Here is a 17,044-nt window from a genome sequence, read left to right as displayed (position 1 = left end):
TCTAGGGCGCACTGTCCTCGTCAGGGATGCCGCGGAGCGATGGTGTCGCGGGTGATCGACTCCACCTTCTCCTGCGCCTTCTTGGCGTCGGTGACCCAGAGCTTGTAGAAGTCGAACGGGCAGTCCGCCACGCCCTTGTCGCCTTCGTCCGCGTCCTGCACGCCGGTGTACCCGCGGTGCAGCAGCTTGAAGATGTGGTTCTGCGACTGGTCGTAGGTCCGGGCGTCGCGGATCGCCGAAATCGAAAGCTGCGCGTACTGGATCCCGTATTCCTCTTCGCCGGTCTCGCCGAGCGTGCGTCCGTCGAAACCGATGATCGCGGAATGGCCGAAGTAGGAGTACACGCCGTCGAAACCGGCGGCGTTCGCGACGGCCACGTAACAGTTGTTGGCCCACGCCATCGCCTTGGCGATCAGGATCTGCTGTTCCTTGGCCGGGTACATGTAGCCCTGGCAACGCACGATCAGTTCGGCGCCCTTCATCGCGCAGTCACGCCAGATCTCCGGGTAGTTCCCGTCGTCGCAGATGATCAGCGAGATCTTCATGCCCTTGGGCCCGTCGCTGACGTAGGTGTCCTCGCCGGGGTACCAGCCTTCGATCGGGCACCAGGGCAGGATCTTGCGGTATTTCTGGACGATCTCGCCGCGGTCGTTGATGAGCACGAGCGTGTTGTACGGCGGCTTGTTCGGGTGGTCTTCGTGGCGCTCGCCGGTGATGGAGAAAACACCCCACGTCTGGGCTTCGCGGCACGCGGCGGCGAAGATCTCGGTCTCCTCGCCGGGAATCGTCGCGGCGGTCTCGTACATTTCCTTGGGGTCGTACATGATGCCCTGCGTCGAGTACTCCGGGAACACCACGAGGTCCATGCCGGGAAGGCCGGATTTCATGCCCGCCACCATTTCGGCGATCTTGCGGGCGTTGGCGAGGACTTCGGCCTTGGTGTGCAGCCGTGGCATCTTGTAGTTGACCACCGCGACGCCGACCGTGTCCGGGCTGGCGGAAATGTCACCGTGTCGCATGAAGACTCCTTTTCTCCGAACGGTTTTTCAGGACGGGTAAACGCCGGTGAGGCCGAGGAAGGCGGGCACCGTGCACGTGGGCTGGCTGAGCAGCAGGGCGGTCCAGCCGGTGAACCGCGTCAGACGCTCCTTTCCGAGGCCGAGAACCAGGAAGAACAACGTCCACAACAGCGCCCAGGACAACCAGATGACGCCGAACACCGGATCGCCGTCGTGCCAGAAGGCGATTCCCGCGTACACCACGGCGGCACCCGCCACGAAGAGCGAGAACCAGCCGATGCCTTCGGGCGTCAGGTCCGCGAGGTTCGCGATGCCGACGTACAGGTAGGTGAAACCGAACAGGTACAGGCCGGACGCGGCGAGGATCGCGTCCCGGTCGCCGCCCGCCTGCACGATCAGCACGGTCGGGGTGACGCACTGGAGCGCGCCGACGAACAGGTTCAGCACCGCCGCCGACCGCGGCGGTATCCGGCCGAGCAGCATCAGGCCGTTGATCATCAGAGCGGCGCCGACGTAGAGCAAGCCCACGCTGCCCATGCTCACCTCCGCGTAATCGATGTCACGTGGAATAATTTCAAATGAAAGTATGTGGTGAGCCGGGGTGCGTCAAGAGGTGCTTTCTCAGAGCCGGGTGAGGACTTCGAAGTCGTAACCGTCGGCGACCGCGAGATGGACGTGCTGATCGGCCTGCTGCCCGCGGAATTCGATCGTGCCGCGAGGGCCGTGATAGGCGACGCCGTCGATCGCCGCGTTGAGCGCGGGAAGCTCCGGCGTCCCCGCCCGGCGGACCAGTTCCGCGAGCGTATGCAGCCCCTCGTAACAGGATTCGGCGGCGTTGTTGAGCGCTGGGGCGCCGGGGCCGTTGCGGTCGACGTAACGGCCGAGCAGGTCCATCGCGTCGGCGGTGACCATGGAACGGAAGTAGGCGGCGGAGACGTAGAGGTTGCCGGTGGCGTTCGCGCCGCTCGCCAGGAGCATGTTCTCCTCCATCAGCGGGCTGAACCGGACCAGCCGGTCGCTGAGCCCGTGCGCGGCGAAGGCGCGGTTGAACCGCACCGCGTCCTGCCCGACCAGCAACATGAGCACACCGTCGCTTGTGGACTGTTCGATCTGACGGACCACTGTGGACATATCACCGGTGCCGAGCCCGACGAACGCCTCGCCGGTGATGCGCAGATCGAGATCCTTGGCGTACTGCCGGATCGCGCGGGTCGAACGGTGCGGCCAGACGTAGTCATCGCCGACGACGAACCAGCGCCGGGTGCCGAGGTGGTCGCGCAGCCAGCGCAGCGCCGGTTCGATCTGGCAGCGCGGTGTCTCGCCCGTGCAGAAGATGCCCGAGCGGCGCTCGCCGCCTTCGTAGAGCGACGTGTACACGTACGGGATCTTGTCGGCCACGACCGGCGCGAGCGCGTGGCGGATCGACGAGATGTGCCAGCCGCTCACCGCGTCGACCCGCCCGCTGTCGACGAGCCGTCGCAGGTCGCCTGCCACCTGCGCAGGGGTGCCGCCGCCGTCGACCACCTCGGCCTCGACCTGGCGGCCGAGAATGCCGCCGGATTCGTTGAGCTCGTGGACGGCCAGCTCGGTGATCGCCTCGCACGACGGACCGAACAGCCCGGCGGGCCCCTGCAACGGGACCACCATGGCCACACGCCAGGTGTCGTCGCGGGGCCGGGTGGCGAGGCGTAGGGGCATGGCGCTCCGTGCGGTGGCCCGGTAAGGTCAAAGTGCTTTCACCTGGAAGTATTGCGAGGGTGTCCGGTTTTGGCAAGGGGACGGGATATGGGGACACGCGGCGTCACGGTCGGCGGGACGTCGCTCACCGGCTCGCTCACCCGCGCCGCCCGTGCCGTCGCCGCCAGGGTCGAGCAGGTGCTGGCCAAGGAAGGCCTCACCCTGGACCAGTGGCTCGTGCTGGACGCGCTGAGCGGCAAGGGCGGACTCGCCATGGCCGACCTCGCCGACCGGACGCTCGCCACCGCCCCGACGCTGACCAGGGTGGTGGACAAGCTGGTCACCACCGCGCAGGCCTATCGCGAGGTCGACACCGCGGACAGACGTCGCGTGCTCGTGCACCTGAGCGCCCGTGGCCGCGCGACGTACCGCCGCGTGGCCGCGAAGGTGGCGGAAGTGGAAGCCGGCCTCGACGTGCCGGACGACGTGCTCGCGGTGTTGCGGACGCTCGGCGACTGAAGGTCAGGCGTGCTTCGGCTTGGCCAGCGTGACGATGCCGATGACCCCGGCGACGACGAGTGCCACGAACACGAACAACGCGGCCACCACGAACACCACCCGGAAGCCCGTCGCGTCTGAGAGCAGCCCGCCGAGGACCGGCGCGATGGCCAAGGCGAGCACACCGAGTCCGGCCGCCACTCCGGCCGCGATGCCGCGACCGGTCCGGAGCCGTCGGATCAGCGCGACGGTCACCCCGAGAACGGCGCCCGCACCGAGCCCGTTCAGCACCCGGCCGACCAGGAGCAGGCCGCTGCCCGGGACGAAGGCGACCAAGAGGACGCCCATGAGCATCAAGACGAGCGCGGGCACGGTCACCGACGTCGGGAAGCGCGCGCTGAGCAGCAGGCCCGCGGGGAAGGCGATCGCGGCCGCGACGAGATACGAGACGAGACCGTTCAGCAGTAGCGCTTGGCTGGACATGCCGAGATCGATCCGCAGGGGAGACTCGCCGTCGAAGCGGTAGATCACGGTGAGCAGGAACAGTCCGATGAGCGCGGCGAACCCGGGCCCGATGACGAGCCACCACGGCTGCCCGGTCGGACGTGGGTCGTGCTGTGTCGGGGTCGGCACGTACATTCGCACAACCTATAGCGCCCGGCGCCACGGTTGGACGACTTCGCGGGAATCCTCGTTGTTCGGAGGTTGTTGATCAGCGTCCCGGCCTCGGCCGTGGACAACTCCGTTGCCGTAGATCTCGATGGCGACGCGGTGACCCGCACCGCCGGAAGGGAGACAGATGGCACCGAAGATCCGCAAAGCCACTTCGCTCGCCGTAGCGGCCGCGGCCGTGGGGGCCATGGTGATGGGAGCAGGGCCGGCGCAGGCGGCGGAAGAGGCCTGGGAGTGCCCGCCCGATTACATGTGTGCGTGGGCCTGGCCCGGCGGAGACGGCCCCAGGGTCGCGCTCATCAACGCCATCCCCGACCTGAGCAAATTCGGGAACGGCAGCATGAACGACCAGATCAGTTCCGGGTTCAACAACAACCGCGGGAACTCCTTCTGCTTCTACACCGAGGCCTACTACAAGGGAGCGATGTACGTGTCCAGGCCAGGGACGCGAGGCTGGTTCCCGCACAACGACGCGTACAGCTCGATCCGGATCTGCTGAGTCCGCGCGGCCGTCGCACTTCGTCGCCGGAGTGCGACGGCCGCCACGGGGTCTTCACGACGTGCACGGAGGCGCGTAGTCGAGATCGGGGAAGTAGCGGTTCCACTCCTCTTCGGTGATCTGCCTGCGCACGTGCTCGCAGGCGCGGGCGCCGTCCTGGGCGACATTCGTGTCGAGCAACCGGGTCGTGTTGTCCCAGCTGGCGGTGGCGAGGGTGCGGCCGTCGGGGCTGAACGCCACCGATTCGACGGCGTCGGTGTGACTGCTGAGGGTGACCGGTCCCGCCGGACGGCGGGTATCGGTCACATCCCACAAGCGGACGGTCCGATCGTCGCCGGCGGAAGCCAGCGTGCGGCCGTCCGAACTGAACGCCACCGCGTACACGCCGTCGGCGTGGCCGGTGAGCGTGGCCAGCGGCCGCGGCCGGGCGGGCTCGGCGATGTCCCACAGCCGCACGGTCTGATCGTCGCCGGCGGAGGCGAGCGTGTGGCCGTCCGGGCTCATGGCGATCGCCAGCACCATCTGACTGTGCCCGGTGAGGGTGGACGACAACACGGGCTTCCGGGGATCGGTGACGTTCCACAGCCGGACGGTGCTGTCGTCGCCCCCGGTGGAGAGGGTGTGTCCGTCGCCGCTGAATTTCGCGCTGAACAAAGCTTCCGCGTCCGCGTCGAGGGTGCCCAGCTCCGTGGGTTTCGCAGGGTCCGCGACGTCCCACAGCCGGGCACGATGGTCCATGCTCGACGAGACCAGCCTGCGGCCGTCGGGACTGAAGGCCACCGACTTGACCGCCTCGGTGTGACCGGTGAGGGTCGCCGTCGCCAGCGGCCGCCGGACTTCAGTGACGTTCCAGAGCCGTACCGTGCGATCGAAGGCACCGGAGGCGAGGGTCCGCCCGTCCGGGCTGAAGGCCACCGAGTTGATCTCCGAGGTGTGGCCGGTCAAAACGCCGATCACGACGGGTTTTCGGGGATCGGCGAGGTCCCACAGCCGGATGCTGCCGTCGTGGTTCGCGGTCGCCAGGGTGCGGCCGTCCGGGCTGTAGGCCACCGAAAGGATTTCGGTGGGATGACTGATCACCGCGAGTGGCAAGGTGCTGTGCAGGGCTTCGCGCGTGTGGGTGGTCGGAGCCAGTCTGTGTGCGGACAGGCTGAGCTGGACGGCCAGATCCGGGTCGGCAGGGTAGAGCGCGATCGCCTGGCTCGCGACGACTTGGGCCTGGCTCGCGTTGCGCTGCCCGGTGGCCGTCTGCTGGGCGCGTACGGCGAAGACCGTCGTGGTGACGGCCAGCAGGACCAGGACGCTGAGGACGCCCACCAGCTGCCGCAGCCGCCGGCCGCATTTGATTTCGATGGATTTGCTGGCCTGCAGGAAACGCCGCTCGCGCGGGGACATCGCGGTCTCGTATCGCTCCGCCCATTCCAGCGCGAGCGCGAGTCGCATACCCCGGTACAGCGTGCTTTCGTCCTTTCCGAGCGCTTCCCAGGTGTCCGTGGCGGTGGTGAGCTGGCGATGGACACGGAGCCCGTCGCGGTCTTCGGTGAGCCAGTCGCGCAGCCGGGGCCAATGCCGGATGAGCGCTTCGTGTGCCAGCTCGACACTGTCCTTGTCCACGGTCAGCAGGCGGGCCCGGGCGAGCCGGTCGATCACGTCGGCGGTGACGGCGTCGTCGCCCAGCTCGCGCAGCGACACCCGCCGCCGGGTGTCCGTGACGCCGTCCTCCGTAGCGGTCAGCCGGAGGAACAGGTTCCTGGCCGCCGTACGCCGATCCGGGTCGAGGCCGGTGTAGACCTCTTCCGCGGTGCGGGAAAGCGCGTGTCGGATACCGCCCGTCCGGTCGTAGCCCGCCAGCGTCAAAGCCATCCCGCCGCGATGCCGCCAGGTTTCCCGCAACGCGTGCGACAGCAGCGGAAGGGTGCCTGGATGCCCGGCCGCCTCGGCGACCAGCCGGGTCACCAAAGCGGTTTCCACCGTGCAGTTCACCGCCGCGGCCGGGCGGATGACGACTTCCCTCAGCGCGTCGGCGCTCATCGAGCCGATCAGCACCTGGGCGTCGCGAAGCGCGGCCACCAGGCGCGGATACTGCCCCAAGTGGCCGAAGAAGTCCGCGCGGACCCCGAGCACGACCCGCGCCCGGCTCGTCGCGGTGCCCGCCGCGATCAACAGCGCCTCGATGAACCACTCGCGCTCACCCGGATCGGAACACGACGAGAAGACCTCTTCGAACTGGTCGACGATGAGAAGCAGCTCCACCTCATCGCCGAGCTCGGCCATCGTCTGCCGGATCCGCAGATGCAGGTTCCGCGGCTCGGCCGCCAGTTCGTCCCGGATCGCCGCGACCGGGCCGCCGGTCAGCTTCGCCAGGTACACAGCGCATTCCTCGATCGGATGCGGGCCTGGGGTCAGGACCGCCACCGGCCGGTCCGGTGTCTCCTCCCGGATCCGGGCGGCCAGCCCGGCGCGGAGTACCGACGATTTGCCCGCCCCGGAGGCGCCGAACACACCGAGGAAACGTTGCTCTCGGAGCCGTTTCATCAGATCGGTGACCTCGTCGTCCCGTCCGAAGAAGCGTTCCACGTCCTCGATTTCGAAGCACGTGAGGCCCGCGTACGGGCTGGCCGTGTCGTTGGGGCCGTCCATCGGGGACGGCGTGTGGAGCTCCGCCGCCAAGGCGCTCCAGCGGGATTCCCAGGCCGCTCGGTCGCCACCGCAGGCGTCGACGAACGCGAGCGTCACCGCCAGGCTGGGCAGTTTCCGGCCGGCCGCGGCCTCGGACAGCGAAGCGGTCGAGTAGTGGGCGCGAGCGCTCAGTTGTCGGTACGTCGGTCTTCCCGCCGCCTCCCGCAGTGTCCGCAGGTCCGCGGCGAACCGTGTCAGTGCCGTGTTCTCACCGTCTAGTGGGCGTTCTGGCCTCGGCATATTCCCCTCCATCCCCGGCCAGCATTGTTCAGAGATCGTTGATCAGCGTCCGAGGATCGGGCTCGGACAACCCGTTTGCCGTAAATCTCGTCGTCGAGGGGGCCCTCGAAAGAGAGGAGGTAACCGGCATGACCGCAGGACGTGACTACTGACCTGAAATGACAAGGGATCGCCTGGCGTGACCACCGGTTCCGCCGGGCAGCGGAAGCGACCGGCCCCGAGCCCCACCAGACCTCGGGGCCGGTCGCGGGTGAACGAAAGACCGAATGTGGCCTTATGCGAGCAATTGCCAAGAAGGCGGGCCGACGGCACAGCGAGAAACCTTCGGATTCCGGCGATCGAGCGGCCGATGCTCCGGATTGAGTAGTCCTACTTACGTGCGTGTGGGTAGATCGCCTCGAAACATTGTTTTAGCTGTTCACAGGTGGTGTGACGGGTTGAATGGGTACGCGTCGCTGTCGTAGGGTGACCGTTGGTTACCGACGACGGGGAGGCGTTTGTGACGGGCTATCAGGTGGTGGTCGACAAGATCCGCGGCACCGGTCAGGCTGCCGGTCGGGTCGTCGACGGGTTACGGAGCGCTGGTTGTCCGGCCGCCGTGCCGACGGGTGATCTTGGCATGCCGGGGTAGCGGGCAGCGCTGGCGATGGCTCGGGTCAAGCATGTGCTGGTGTCTCGGCAGGCGAGCTTCGAAGCACGCCTCGATACCCACGCGGGAAACATGACGAAGGCCGCGGACTTGTATTCGGGTCGGGAAGCGGCAGCGGCGGCGGACATCACGGTGCCCGTGCCAGGGCCGGTGAAGGCCAGCTGATGGTGACGTGGGGTGAGGCCAAGCACTGGAATCCGGCGGTGCTGCAGGAGGCTGTCGGAGCGATCAATGCCGCCTACAACAAGCTGGTGGCGTGCTCGGATGATCTGCGCGACATCAACACACCTGAGGGCTGGCATGGTGACGCGGCCGGCGCGGCGGCGGCCGAGGTCAACCAGATCATCGATGGCCTCGAGGAGTATGCCGCGGACGTCGCGGCGCTCCGCAGAGCGGCCGGTGACACCGGGGACGCGATCACCGGTGTGCAGAACGGGGTGCGGGAAGCGGAAGCGATCGCCTCGGGCAACCACTTCACCATCGCAGCGGATGGCGCGGTCGTCGACAACGGGGTGCCGAACGTACCGCCGGAGCAGACGCAGCTGGTCGCGGAGGAACGCGCCCGGCTCGCTGAGGAGCTGAAAGGCCGGGTCGAGCAGGTCTTGCGGCAGGCCACCGACATCGATGACGACTTGTGTGCGGTGCTGGGGCGGATCGAAGCCGGGAACGTCATCGACGCGACGGCGAACGACAATGAGAACACCAGCTTGGCCGCGGCCGGCAACTCGGGGGCGGTGAACGGCGCTTTGTCGGTATTGGCTCCACCGCCGGTGGGTGCGGATCCGTCGACCAACGCCGCGTGGTGGGCAGCCTTGTCCGAGGCTCAGCGCAAGCAGTTGATCGCGCAGCACCCGGATTGGGTCGGTAATCGGGACGGTGTGAAGGCCGCTGATCGCAGCAGCGCGAACCTGAACCTGCTCGAGCAGCAGAAACGCGGTTTCACCGCCGAGCTGGAGCGGCTGCGTCGAGAGGACGGCGATTCCGATGAGATCGCACGCCTGGAGGAGCGGGTGAAGGCGATCGATTCGATCACCGGGATGATGCACAACCGGGACGGCAGCCTGAACCCGAATCGGCAGCTGATGTCGCTGGACCTGACCGGTGACCATCCGAAGGCCGCGATCGCGAACGGTGATGTCGACACCGCCGAGCACGTCGCGGTGTTCACGCCCGGGATGAACTCCACGGTGGACGGGAACATGCGCGGATACGTTGATGACATGGATGGTGTCGCGCGTAGCGCCGAGCGGATACTCGCCACCCAGGGCGGGGGTTCGGTGGCGACGGTCACCTGGATCGGCTACGAACCCTCCACGTTCGATGATCCGGCCTCGTTGATGGGGCTGGCGACCGCAGAGAATGTGGATGTCGGCGCGGACAAACTGGCGAAGTTCGATCAGGGCATCAACGCCTCCCGCCCGACTGATCCGCATTTGACCGCGTTGGGGCATTCGCAAGGGTCGATCGTGACTGGGATCAGCCTCACCCACGCTGGTACTGGGGTGGATGATGCGGTGGTGTTCGGCAGCCCGGGGGTTGCGAACAATTTCGGGACTGACAACACTGCCCATGATCTGAAGGTCCCGGAGGGGCATGCTTACAACATCAAGGCCGAGGGTGACGCGGTCGCCCAGTATGTCCCGGAGACGTGGCGGTATGGCCGGGCGCCGTATGCGATGGAGGGCATGAACCAGCTGTCCGCTGATGCCGCGGTGGGCGCTGATGGCGCTCCGCTGGCTGCGTCGCAGGGGCACAGCGAGTACACCAAGACCATGCCCGGTGGGGCTGATTCGACCAGCAAGCACAACATCGCCGCTGTCGTTGCGGGTATGCCGCAGCTGGCTGTCGCCGCACGCTAGGAAGACTATTTCATGCCGAGCCGAACGTCTTTTGCCGTGATCATGGCCGCGGGCCTGCTGCTGGTGGCGGCGTGCAGTGATAGCGGGCAGTACGTTGGAACACCGTCGTCGGAGAAGTCGATGCCCAGTCAGGATCAGTATGCAGAGCTTTCCCGTAGGCCGTCGATCGATGAGGCTGTCGCGCACTACGACAGGCTCCGCCATGCCCTGCAAGCCAGACTCTCTGCGGAGCTGGGAGTGACTGGCTGGGTCGACAAGCAGGATGGGCGCCAATCGGGGTGTGCGAACGATTTCCCCGGCGTGGACAGCCGGGACGCGGTCCGGATGTTCCTGAGCTTCCTGATCGCGCCGAAGCCGGTCACGGGCGAGCAGTGGCCGGCGGCGACGCGCATCGTGACCGAGGTCGGTGCGGCACATGGGTTCGACAAGCCAGGACTGCAGGTGAGCAAGCCGCCAGCGTTCGAGTTCGAACTGAAAGACCAGTACCAGGCGAGCGTGACACTGTCGACGGACAAGACCACCGTGATCTCGATCGAGACTGGTTGTCACTTGACGACCGCGGCCAAGCAAAGCGCTGGCGGGGCTCCTGCTTCGGGAACGATGCGAGGGTGAGCTTCTTGAACGCGCCGGAACCGTCAGAGCGCCGCGGGCTCCTGACGGCGGTGTGCGTGGTGTTGGTGCTCGCAGGTGGGCTGGTCGCGTTCACGCTCGGTGCGGGTGGGGCGATGAGCAGCGACTCGTGCCGGCCGGGCGACGAGTCGTTCTTGTGCACCAGCACTGGCCAGAACTTCGCGTTCTGGTTTCCGCTGGGCGGCTGGATAGCCGCAATTATTCTCGGCGCGCTGTGTGTCACGCGTCTGGACCGTCGACGCAGGTCACGGTGGTTTGGGGTCGCTGTGGGCGCGGCGGTGTTCTTGGTCATCGTGGTGATTGACTGGCTGGTCATCTCCGGGTGAAGGCTGGGTCGAAGCACCAGGTCGGGCGAAGCGGTTGGCTAGTCCTGTTTGAGCGTCCAGATCAGAGTCTCGGTGGCGTTCGATGAGGTTGGGGTGTGTCGTTGATCCGGTAGTCCAGGAGCGTAAACGTGCCGCTAGTAGCGGGCGTGATAGTGAGACCGTTAAGGGCAGCGTCAACAACTTCAGGAATTCGGCGGCGCTGTTCGTAGGTCGCCCGATTCGCAATGGAAGTGAAGGCCAACACCTCTAGCGGTGGTTTTGTTCGATGCTTGCATACGAACAAGTATTGACAATATTTCTTCACTGCGGACAAAGTTGCAAGGACCAAGCAGGAAATGCTCGTGTCCATTGTGGACAAATATTCACCGTAGCCAGGGAGGACAAGGGCGGTGGCGCAGTCAAACATTGCCGGGCAGTGCTGACTGGGGCCTGCGCACTGATGGTTCGTCGCGACGCACTCGACGACAACCCCCGTCCGCGAGATCGAATCCATGAGCGTCCCGAGGGGCAAGAGCGACTCGTCACCCCGGGCACAGCGAGCGCGGCCCTCGAACTGTTCCATGACTCGCGCCGTGCGGTGCGGTGGATCTCGTCGACACCCAAGAGGCGCTCTCGGGACTGGGCTGCCGCATTGGTGAATTACTGGCACTTGACTCAGGGACACTGGTGGACTTTGACCGTCGAGCCATCTGGTTCCACGGCACGGTGATCCGGGTGGGGGTGGGGCTCATTGTTCAAGATCACATCAAGACTCCGGCGGGGATGCGACGCATCGCCCGCCTGGGTGGGTCATGGGCATCCTCAAATGACGTCACGCGAAGTCGGGAGTCACCTTGGCTGTTCCCCTTCTCCAGGGGCACGCTGAGGGACGCCGACAACACCCGCGAGTACATCCGCCGCGTCGTTGAAGGCACACTCTTCGCCGGGCTGCACCCACACGACTGGCGGCACTACCTGATCGGCGTCCTCCGCGATGCCGGACTGACTGCTCGCCAGATCGCCGACCACGTGGGGCACGACAAGCCCAGCACCAGTCAGGACGTGTATGTGGAGCGCGGCGGGGTCGGTCCGCAAGCCGGCCTGGCGCTGGAAGACCTGTCCGGTGGGTGCCCTCAAAACCATGGGCCGACCTGGCGATGAGGAGAAGAACCCCCTGGTCACTCTCGTGACCAGGGGGTTCCCCGTGGCGGCGTGCCCCCGGCAGGACTTGAACCTGCGACCTAGAGATTAGAAGGCTCTTGCTCTATCCAGCTGAGCTACGAGGGCCGACGTCGGCGACGTTGGGTGTCGCCCAGCATCGGCAGCTTAGCCGTCGCCAACCTGTCGATCGTTCGACACCGCCAGATCGTTTCAGGTCGAGCCCACCGTTTTTTGGAACACCCGTGAGCGCGTCACGACGCGGGGTGACGCGCTCACGGGCCGGGGCCGCTTCGGGGGAGCGGCCCCTGGGTTCGCGCAGGTCGCGAGTCGACTCGTCCGCGAGCGACCGGCGCGAACCGCCGGGGTGGTCAGTCCCAGATCTTGAGGGCGCGGATCACGAACGGTCCCTGCGGTACGTAGGTGCCGCCACCCGGATAGGTGATGAAATCTCCCTCCGTCGTGCATTCCTCGCTCTGGTAAATCGTCACGTCACGGCTCAGCCGGTTGACGAACGAATGCCCGTCGAAGTCCTGGGGCAGGGGAATGCATTCCTCGGGATTGGAGGTGCGCAGGTCGAATTTGTGCACCGTGCCGCCGTACGATTCCGCGCCCCATACGCAGAACTCGCCCTTCTGGCAGTCGGGCTGCGGCGGTGCGGTGGCTGCACTGGCGACTCCGGCGCTGGTCAGCAGGCCTGCCAGGGCCAGTAGGAGCACGTGCGGGAGGCGGGCGCGCAGGTTCGTCAAACGTCGTTGCATGGCTGGGTTCTCCCCCGTGAATCGGCGGCTGGTTCGCCGTCGGTGAATGTGTGATTCCACGATGGCGCGCGGGGAAGGCTTTGTCTGCCCGCATTTCTACTTCTGTGGATAAGTAGTTGTGCGCCGCTCGATCGGGGCGAGTTGTCCACATATCGCCGGGAGCGCCTTGTGCTCGCCGAAATCGGCTGCTACGCGGGCGCGGTGGAGTCCCTGACGACCAGCTCGGCGGGTATCTCGGCGGGGGCGGGGGCCTTCTCCCCGCGCAACAGGCCCAGCACCAGCTCGCCGGCCGCCTGGCCCTTGGCGGCGAGATCCTGCCGAACGGTCGTCAGCGGTGGTTCGGACCACCGGGCGGGCGGGACGTCGTCGAAGCCCACGACCGAAAGATCACCCGGGACCGACAGGCCGAGATGTCTGGCCGCCGAGATCGCCGCCAGCGCCAGCAGGTCCGACATGCACAGCAGCGCCGTCGGCCGCGGATGCCGGTCGAGCAGGCCGAAAGCGCTCGGCAGCGCTCCTTCGATCGAGAGCCCGGAGGCCTCCCAGATCGGCACGTCCGCCGCCGGGATCCCGGCCTCCGCCAGCGTCTGGAGGTAACCGGACATCCGTTCGCGGTTGTCGTGGAATCGGCTGTTCCCGGCCTCGGTCACGCTCAATTCCCCGCCGCGGGGCGCCGAGAGGCACTGCGCGGAGAAGATCCCGATCCGCCGGTGCCCGAGTTCCACCAGGTGCCGGGCCGCGGCGGCCGCTCCCGCCCGGTCCGCGACGCCGATCCTGGCCGAACCGCGGATATGCGGCTGGTCGATCACCACCAGCGGCATCCCCCGGTCCCGGACCGCGTTCAGTGCCGGCGCGCCGTCGGCCAGCGAATACGCCACCGCGATGTCGGCCTGCGCGGTCAGGATCCGCTCCGCGCGCGGCCCGCCGCTCTCGCCGTCGCCGGGGAGCAGCAGGAGGGCGTGGCCCTCGGGGTCGACGACGGTCGAGAGCGCGTCGAGGGTGAGCGACAACGCGGGATCCGAGAACGCCGTCGAGAGGTTCGTGTCGAGCAGGACGGCGATCGCGCCGGTGCGGCTGGTGGCGAGACTGCGCGCGGTCGGGTTCGGCCCCGCGTACCCGATCTTCTTGGCCGCGCGAAGCACCTCTTCCCGCAGCTGGGCGGACAGCTGATCGGGCCGGTTGTAGGCGTTGGACACGGTCGCCCGCGACACCCCGACGGCGTCGGCGACATCGTCCAACGTCGGCCTTCGCCGTCGCGTGCTGGTCACCGGCGCAGTGTAGTCCCGGGCTGCGCCGGTGGACTTTCTGAAGCGCTTAAGTCATTCTGAGGGAAGAGGAATCGAAAGGAGACTGGGGTCTATGCGTGACCGTACGGCCGTTTTCGTCGTGTTCGCGCTCAACGGGGCCGCGCTCGGCTCCTGGGCGCCGCGGACGCCGGCGTTGTCGGAAAGGGTGGACGCCTCACCGGGGGTTTTCGGGCTGGCCCTGCTGGGTGCCAGCGTCGGCATGCTGATCGCGGCGTCGATATCGGGGCGGCTGATCGAACGTCACGGTGCCCGCGCGGTGGTCGCGGGCAGCACGATCATCGCCGCCGCCGCGTTGCCGATGATCGGCTTCTCGACGTCGGTCGCCCTGCTCGCCGGGGCGCTGTTCGTCCTCGGTGCGAGTGTCGGCGCGCTCGACGTGGCGATGAACGTCGCGGGAGTCGAGGTGGAACGCCGGTCCGGGCGGGCCATCATGCCGATCCTGCACGCCGGATTCAGCTTCGGCGCGCTGGCGGGCTCCGTCGCCGCCGGATTCGCCGCGTCGCACCAGTGGTCACCAGGGCGGCATCTCACAGTCGCCGCGCTGGCCGCGCTGGTCGTGCTGGCCTTCGTCATCACGGCCGTGCCGGGCGCGCGGCCCGTGCACACCGAACCCGTCGAGAAACCGCGGGTGGCGCCGATCAAACGTCCCGTCCTCTGGCTGCTCGCCGCCATCGCGTTGTTCTCGGCGATCGCGGAGGGTGCGAGTTCGGACTGGTCCGCCCTGCTGATGACGTCCGTGCACGGGGTCGGCGACGGCGCCGCGGCCTTCGCCTACTCGGGGTTCGCGCTGGCCATGGCACTCGCCAGGCTCGCGGGTGCCTGGCTGCAGAACCGTTTCGGCGCGACACGTGCGCTGGCGGTCGGCGCCGGGATCGCCGCGGCGGGCCTCGTGCTGGCCGCGGTGGCGAGCCTGCCGGTCTTCGGGTTCGTCGGCTTCGCTCTGGCGGGTGCCGGGCTGGCCGCCGCCTTCCCGATCGCGTTGAGCCTCGCGGGAGCGTCGGGGAAACGCGCCGACGGCACCGGAGGCGAGCGGGAGCTGGCCTTCGTCACGGCGATCGCCTACACCGGATTCCTCGCCGGGCCGCCGCTCATCGGAGGGATCGCGCAGGTGACGTCGCTTTCGGTGTCGTTCCTGTTCGTCGGTTTGACCGCCGCGCTGATCGTGCCGTCCGCGGTGGCCGCGGCGCGGGCGGGGAAACGGGAGGAGGCCGCCGAGCCCGTCGCCCGTTGACATCCTCGCCGGAGCCCGGGCAAGCTGACTGCTCGTAAACTGAAATGAATGCGGCTTTGTCGCCATTTCAGGAAGGCTGATCCGGGGGAGGGGCAGCGTGAGAGTGCTGATGCTCGGAGGGGGCGCCGGGATCCCGGCGCGGCTGGTGCGGACCACGTTGCCCTGGCTCATCTTGGTCCCGGTGGCGTTCCGCCTGGTGATGCTGGCGCAGGCGCTCTGGACGGCGGGCACCGGCGGGTCGGTGCTGTGGATGTTCGTGCTGCTCCACCTGGTGCCGAACGTCGCCGAAGCCGCCTGGATCTTCCGCCGCCCTCCGGCCGGGACGCGGCTGGTTCCCGCGGTGGACGCCGGGTTCGGCGCCCTGTTCGTCCTGGTGGCCGCGCCGTTCACGCAGGACGGCGCGATCACGTCGATCACCTGGACCCATCTGATGGGCACGGTGATGATCTGCGCCCTGTTGCGTGGCGCGCTGGCGGGTGCCTCGGCCATCGGAGGCGCGGTGCTGCTGCACACCGTGCTGAACCTCGGCCCGGCGGTCGGTCTTTTGCTCACCCTCGCGACCGCGCTGGTGGCATCGCTCGCGATCGTCGGCGTGGTCGGCGCTTCGATGCGGTTCGCGCTCGGATTCGGGGAGCAGCAAGGCCGGGCGGCGGAACGCGAACGGCATCGCCGCGACGTCCACGACACCGTCCTGCAGGTGATGGAGTCGTTCGCGATCCCCGCGCCCGCCGACGAACTCGACCCGGCGGCCAGCCTCGACCGCGTCCGCCGGACCGCTCGCGCCCAGGCGATGCGCATCCGGATCAGCCTCGAACACGAATCCGCCGAAGGGATCGGGCTGCACCAGCGGCTGCGGCTGCTCGCCGCCGAAATGGCCGCCGAGGGGCTACGAGCCGAGGTCGTCATCCAGGACGACTGCGCCCCGGAGCTCGCGGAAGAAACGGCCGTGGCACTGCACGACTCGGCCAGGGAGGCCTTGCGGAACACGTTGAAGCACTCCGGGACCAGACGGGCCGTGGTCAGCGTCGAAGAGATCGGCGGCGGGGTCTCCTTGACGGTGCGCGATCACGGCGCCGGATTCGACGTCGGCGACCGGCGGCGTGGCTTCGGCCTCGAGAACTCGATCATCGCGCGAATGGCGGAGATCGGCGGTTTCGCGCGGATCGAATCCAGTCCGGGGCTGGGCACGAGGGTGGTCCTCCTCGCTCCATCAGTCCTGCGTCTCCCCGTCGGGTGAGTCCCGCCACTGGCGGAACGGCCGGTCCAGCGTCCATTTGTCGCCCACCCGCTCGACGACCCGGTATTCGCAGGTCGTCGGGTTGGACAGGGACTCGAACAGCTCGATGCTCCAGCCGAACAGCCGTCGGCACAGCAACCGGATGGTCAGCCCGTGTGAGACGACCAGCACGGTTTCGGGGTGATCTTCGCCGCACGACGCCAGCTCGCTGAGGAACGCGGCGACCCGGTCGTCCACGTCCGCGCCGGACTCGCCGAACGGGAGCCGGTAGAAGAAGTGCCCGAACTCGTGGCGCCGTTGCTTCTGGACCTCCTGGTCCTGCGGATCCTGAAGGTTGCCCCAGTCCTGTTCCCGCAGTCTCGGCTCCGGCACGATCCGCTCGCAGGAGTCACGGATGTCCATCAGCCGCAACGTTTCCCGCGTCCGCAGGTAGGGGCTGACGTAGACCGCCGGCCGCTGCCCGTCGAGGATCTCCTCGATCTCCGGGCCCGCCAGCCTGGCCTGTTCGCGGCCTGCTTCGGTGAGCGGCAGCGCGTGGTCGGGGATCCGGGTGTAGGCGAGCTCGTCGACGTTGCCGAGCGACTCGGCGTGCCTCAGCAGGATGATCCGCACGCCGCCATCTT

The 17,044-nt window shown here is 67.7% G+C and carries 16 protein-coding genes and 1 tRNA gene; 8 read left to right on the top strand and 9 right to left on the bottom strand.

Annotated elements, in window-relative coordinates; all coding sequences use genetic code 11:
- Nucleotides 1–20 precede the first annotated feature (20 nt).
- The 3 genes from AVR91_RS22190 to AVR91_RS22180 all read right to left on the bottom strand — a co-directional run bounded on the left by AVR91_RS22190 (nt 21) and on the right by AVR91_RS22180 (nt 2,717).
- Complete coding sequence (locus AVR91_RS22190) at nt 21–1,019, bottom strand: aliphatic amidase (protein WP_063277702.1); 999 nt, start codon at nt 1,017–1,019, stop codon at nt 21–23.
- Between the two features lie 27 nt (nt 1,020–1,046).
- Nucleotides 1,047–1,556 carry an AmiS/UreI family transporter gene (locus tag AVR91_RS22185; RefSeq protein ID WP_063277701.1) on the bottom strand — a complete coding sequence of 170 codons (510 nt, stop codon included), beginning with the start codon at nt 1,554–1,556 and terminating at the stop codon, nt 1,047–1,049.
- An 84-nt stretch (nt 1,557–1,640) separates the two neighbouring features.
- Entirely contained in the window at nt 1,641–2,717 is a 1,077-nt protein-coding gene (locus AVR91_RS22180) for a substrate-binding domain-containing protein (RefSeq protein WP_267284127.1), read from the bottom strand.
- 87 nt (nt 2,718–2,804) lie between these two features.
- On the opposite strand from AVR91_RS22180, the gene AVR91_RS22175 reads away from it, so the two are divergent.
- Complete coding sequence (locus tag AVR91_RS22175; RefSeq protein ID WP_063277700.1) at nt 2,805–3,215, top strand: MarR family transcriptional regulator; 411 nt, start codon at nt 2,805–2,807, stop codon at nt 3,213–3,215.
- 3 nt (nt 3,216–3,218) lie between these two features.
- Here AVR91_RS22175 and AVR91_RS22170 read toward each other — a convergent pair whose 3' ends face one another.
- Nucleotides 3,219–3,833, bottom strand: coding sequence for an MFS transporter (locus tag AVR91_RS22170; protein WP_063277699.1), 615 nt, complete (start codon nt 3,831–3,833; stop codon nt 3,219–3,221).
- Between the two features lie 160 nt (nt 3,834–3,993).
- Here AVR91_RS22170 and AVR91_RS22165 point away from each other — a divergent pair, with 160 nt between their 5' ends.
- Nucleotides 3,994–4,365, top strand: coding sequence for a peptidase inhibitor family I36 protein (locus AVR91_RS22165; RefSeq protein ID WP_063277698.1), 372 nt, complete (start codon nt 3,994–3,996; stop codon nt 4,363–4,365).
- A 54-nt stretch (nt 4,366–4,419) separates the two neighbouring features.
- Here the strand turns inward: AVR91_RS22165 and AVR91_RS22160 are convergent, their stop codons facing one another.
- Nucleotides 4,420–7,284 carry an nSTAND1 domain-containing NTPase gene (locus AVR91_RS22160; protein WP_063277697.1) on the bottom strand — a complete coding sequence of 955 codons (2,865 nt, stop codon included), beginning with the start codon at nt 7,282–7,284 and terminating at the stop codon, nt 4,420–4,422.
- Nucleotides 7,285–8,097: 813 nt separating this feature from the next.
- Between AVR91_RS22160 and AVR91_RS22150 the strand changes: the two genes are divergently transcribed.
- The 4 genes from AVR91_RS22150 to AVR91_RS22135 all read left to right on the top strand — a co-directional run bounded on the left by AVR91_RS22150 (nt 8,098) and on the right by AVR91_RS22135 (nt 11,888).
- The gene (locus AVR91_RS22150; RefSeq protein WP_063277696.1) at nt 8,098–9,792 is read left to right on the top strand and encodes an alpha/beta hydrolase; all 1,695 of its coding nucleotides are present in this window, start codon (nt 8,098–8,100) and stop codon (nt 9,790–9,792) included.
- A gap of 12 nt (nt 9,793–9,804) precedes the next feature.
- Complete coding sequence (locus tag AVR91_RS22145) at nt 9,805–10,404, top strand: LppA family lipoprotein (RefSeq protein ID WP_083737694.1); 600 nt, start codon at nt 9,805–9,807, stop codon at nt 10,402–10,404.
- The gene (locus tag AVR91_RS22140) at nt 10,401–10,748 is read left to right on the top strand and encodes a hypothetical protein (protein ID WP_063277694.1); all 348 of its coding nucleotides are present in this window, start codon (nt 10,401–10,403) and stop codon (nt 10,746–10,748) included. Before AVR91_RS22145 ends, AVR91_RS22140 begins: the two co-directional genes overlap by 4 nt.
- 582 nt (nt 10,749–11,330) lie before the next feature.
- A complete protein-coding gene (locus AVR91_RS22135) occupies nt 11,331–11,888 on the top strand; it encodes a tyrosine-type recombinase/integrase (protein WP_063277693.1) in 558 nt (185 codons plus the stop codon).
- Between the two features lie 52 nt (nt 11,889–11,940).
- On the opposite strand, the gene AVR91_RS22130 is transcribed toward AVR91_RS22135, so the two are convergent.
- The 3 genes from AVR91_RS22130 to AVR91_RS22120 form a co-directional block, all read right to left on the bottom strand.
- Nucleotides 11,941–12,014 (bottom strand) — tRNA-Arg (locus AVR91_RS22130).
- 242 nt (nt 12,015–12,256) lie between these two features.
- Nucleotides 12,257–12,646, bottom strand: coding sequence for a peptidase inhibitor family I36 protein (locus AVR91_RS22125; protein WP_063277692.1), 390 nt, complete (start codon nt 12,644–12,646; stop codon nt 12,257–12,259).
- A 188-nt stretch (nt 12,647–12,834) separates the two neighbouring features.
- Complete coding sequence (locus AVR91_RS22120) at nt 12,835–13,884, bottom strand: LacI family DNA-binding transcriptional regulator (RefSeq protein WP_063277691.1); 1,050 nt, start codon at nt 13,882–13,884, stop codon at nt 12,835–12,837.
- Nucleotides 13,885–14,005: 121 nt separating this feature from the next.
- Here AVR91_RS22120 and AVR91_RS22115 point away from each other — a divergent pair, with 121 nt between their 5' ends.
- The gene (locus AVR91_RS22115; protein WP_063277690.1) at nt 14,006–15,184 is read left to right on the top strand and encodes an MFS transporter; all 1,179 of its coding nucleotides are present in this window, start codon (nt 14,006–14,008) and stop codon (nt 15,182–15,184) included.
- A 103-nt stretch (nt 15,185–15,287) separates the two neighbouring features.
- A complete protein-coding gene (locus AVR91_RS22110; protein ID WP_063277689.1) occupies nt 15,288–16,421 on the top strand; it encodes a sensor histidine kinase in 1,134 nt (377 codons plus the stop codon).
- Here the strand turns inward: AVR91_RS22110 and AVR91_RS22105 are convergent.
- A complete protein-coding gene (locus tag AVR91_RS22105; RefSeq protein ID WP_063277688.1) occupies nt 16,395–17,033 on the bottom strand; it encodes a histidine phosphatase family protein in 639 nt (212 codons plus the stop codon). The two genes, AVR91_RS22110 and AVR91_RS22105, sit on opposite strands and share 27 nt — an antisense overlap.
- Between the last annotated feature and the right edge of the window lie 11 nt (nt 17,034–17,044).

This window comes from Amycolatopsis keratiniphila subsp. keratiniphila (genome assembly GCF_001620365.2).
Classification (GTDB): domain Bacteria; phylum Actinomycetota; class Actinomycetes; order Mycobacteriales; family Pseudonocardiaceae; genus Amycolatopsis; species Amycolatopsis keratiniphila.
Note: the sequence above shows the minus strand (reverse complement) of the source record. Positions and strands in the feature narration are given on the sequence as shown.

Excerpts from the sequence above, each read along its gene's own strand:
- AVR91_RS22190 (WP_063277702.1), bottom strand. The coding sequence starts at position 1,019 with ATGCGACACGGTGACATTTCCGCCAGCCCGGACACGGTCGGCGTCGCG.
- AVR91_RS22185 (WP_063277701.1), bottom strand. The coding sequence starts at position 1,556 with ATGGGCAGCGTGGGCTTGCTCTACGTCGGCGCCGCTCTGATGATCAAC.
- AVR91_RS22180 (WP_267284127.1), bottom strand. The coding sequence starts at position 2,717 with ATGCCCCTACGCCTCGCCACCCGGCCCCGCGACGACACCTGGCGTGTG.
- AVR91_RS22175 (WP_063277700.1), top strand. The coding sequence starts at position 2,805 with ATGGGGACACGCGGCGTCACGGTCGGCGGGACGTCGCTCACCGGCTCG.
- AVR91_RS22170 (WP_063277699.1), bottom strand. The coding sequence starts at position 3,833 with ATGTACGTGCCGACCCCGACACAGCACGACCCACGTCCGACCGGGCAG.
- AVR91_RS22165 (WP_063277698.1), top strand. The coding sequence starts at position 3,994 with ATGGCACCGAAGATCCGCAAAGCCACTTCGCTCGCCGTAGCGGCCGCG.
- AVR91_RS22160 (WP_063277697.1), bottom strand. The coding sequence starts at position 7,284 with ATGCCGAGGCCAGAACGCCCACTAGACGGTGAGAACACGGCACTGACA.
- AVR91_RS22150 (WP_063277696.1), top strand. The coding sequence starts at position 8,098 with ATGGTGACGTGGGGTGAGGCCAAGCACTGGAATCCGGCGGTGCTGCAG.
- AVR91_RS22145 (WP_083737694.1), top strand. The coding sequence starts at position 9,805 with ATGCCGAGCCGAACGTCTTTTGCCGTGATCATGGCCGCGGGCCTGCTG.
- AVR91_RS22125 (WP_063277692.1), bottom strand. The coding sequence starts at position 12,646 with ATGCAACGACGTTTGACGAACCTGCGCGCCCGCCTCCCGCACGTGCTC.
- AVR91_RS22115 (WP_063277690.1), top strand. The coding sequence starts at position 14,006 with ATGCGTGACCGTACGGCCGTTTTCGTCGTGTTCGCGCTCAACGGGGCC.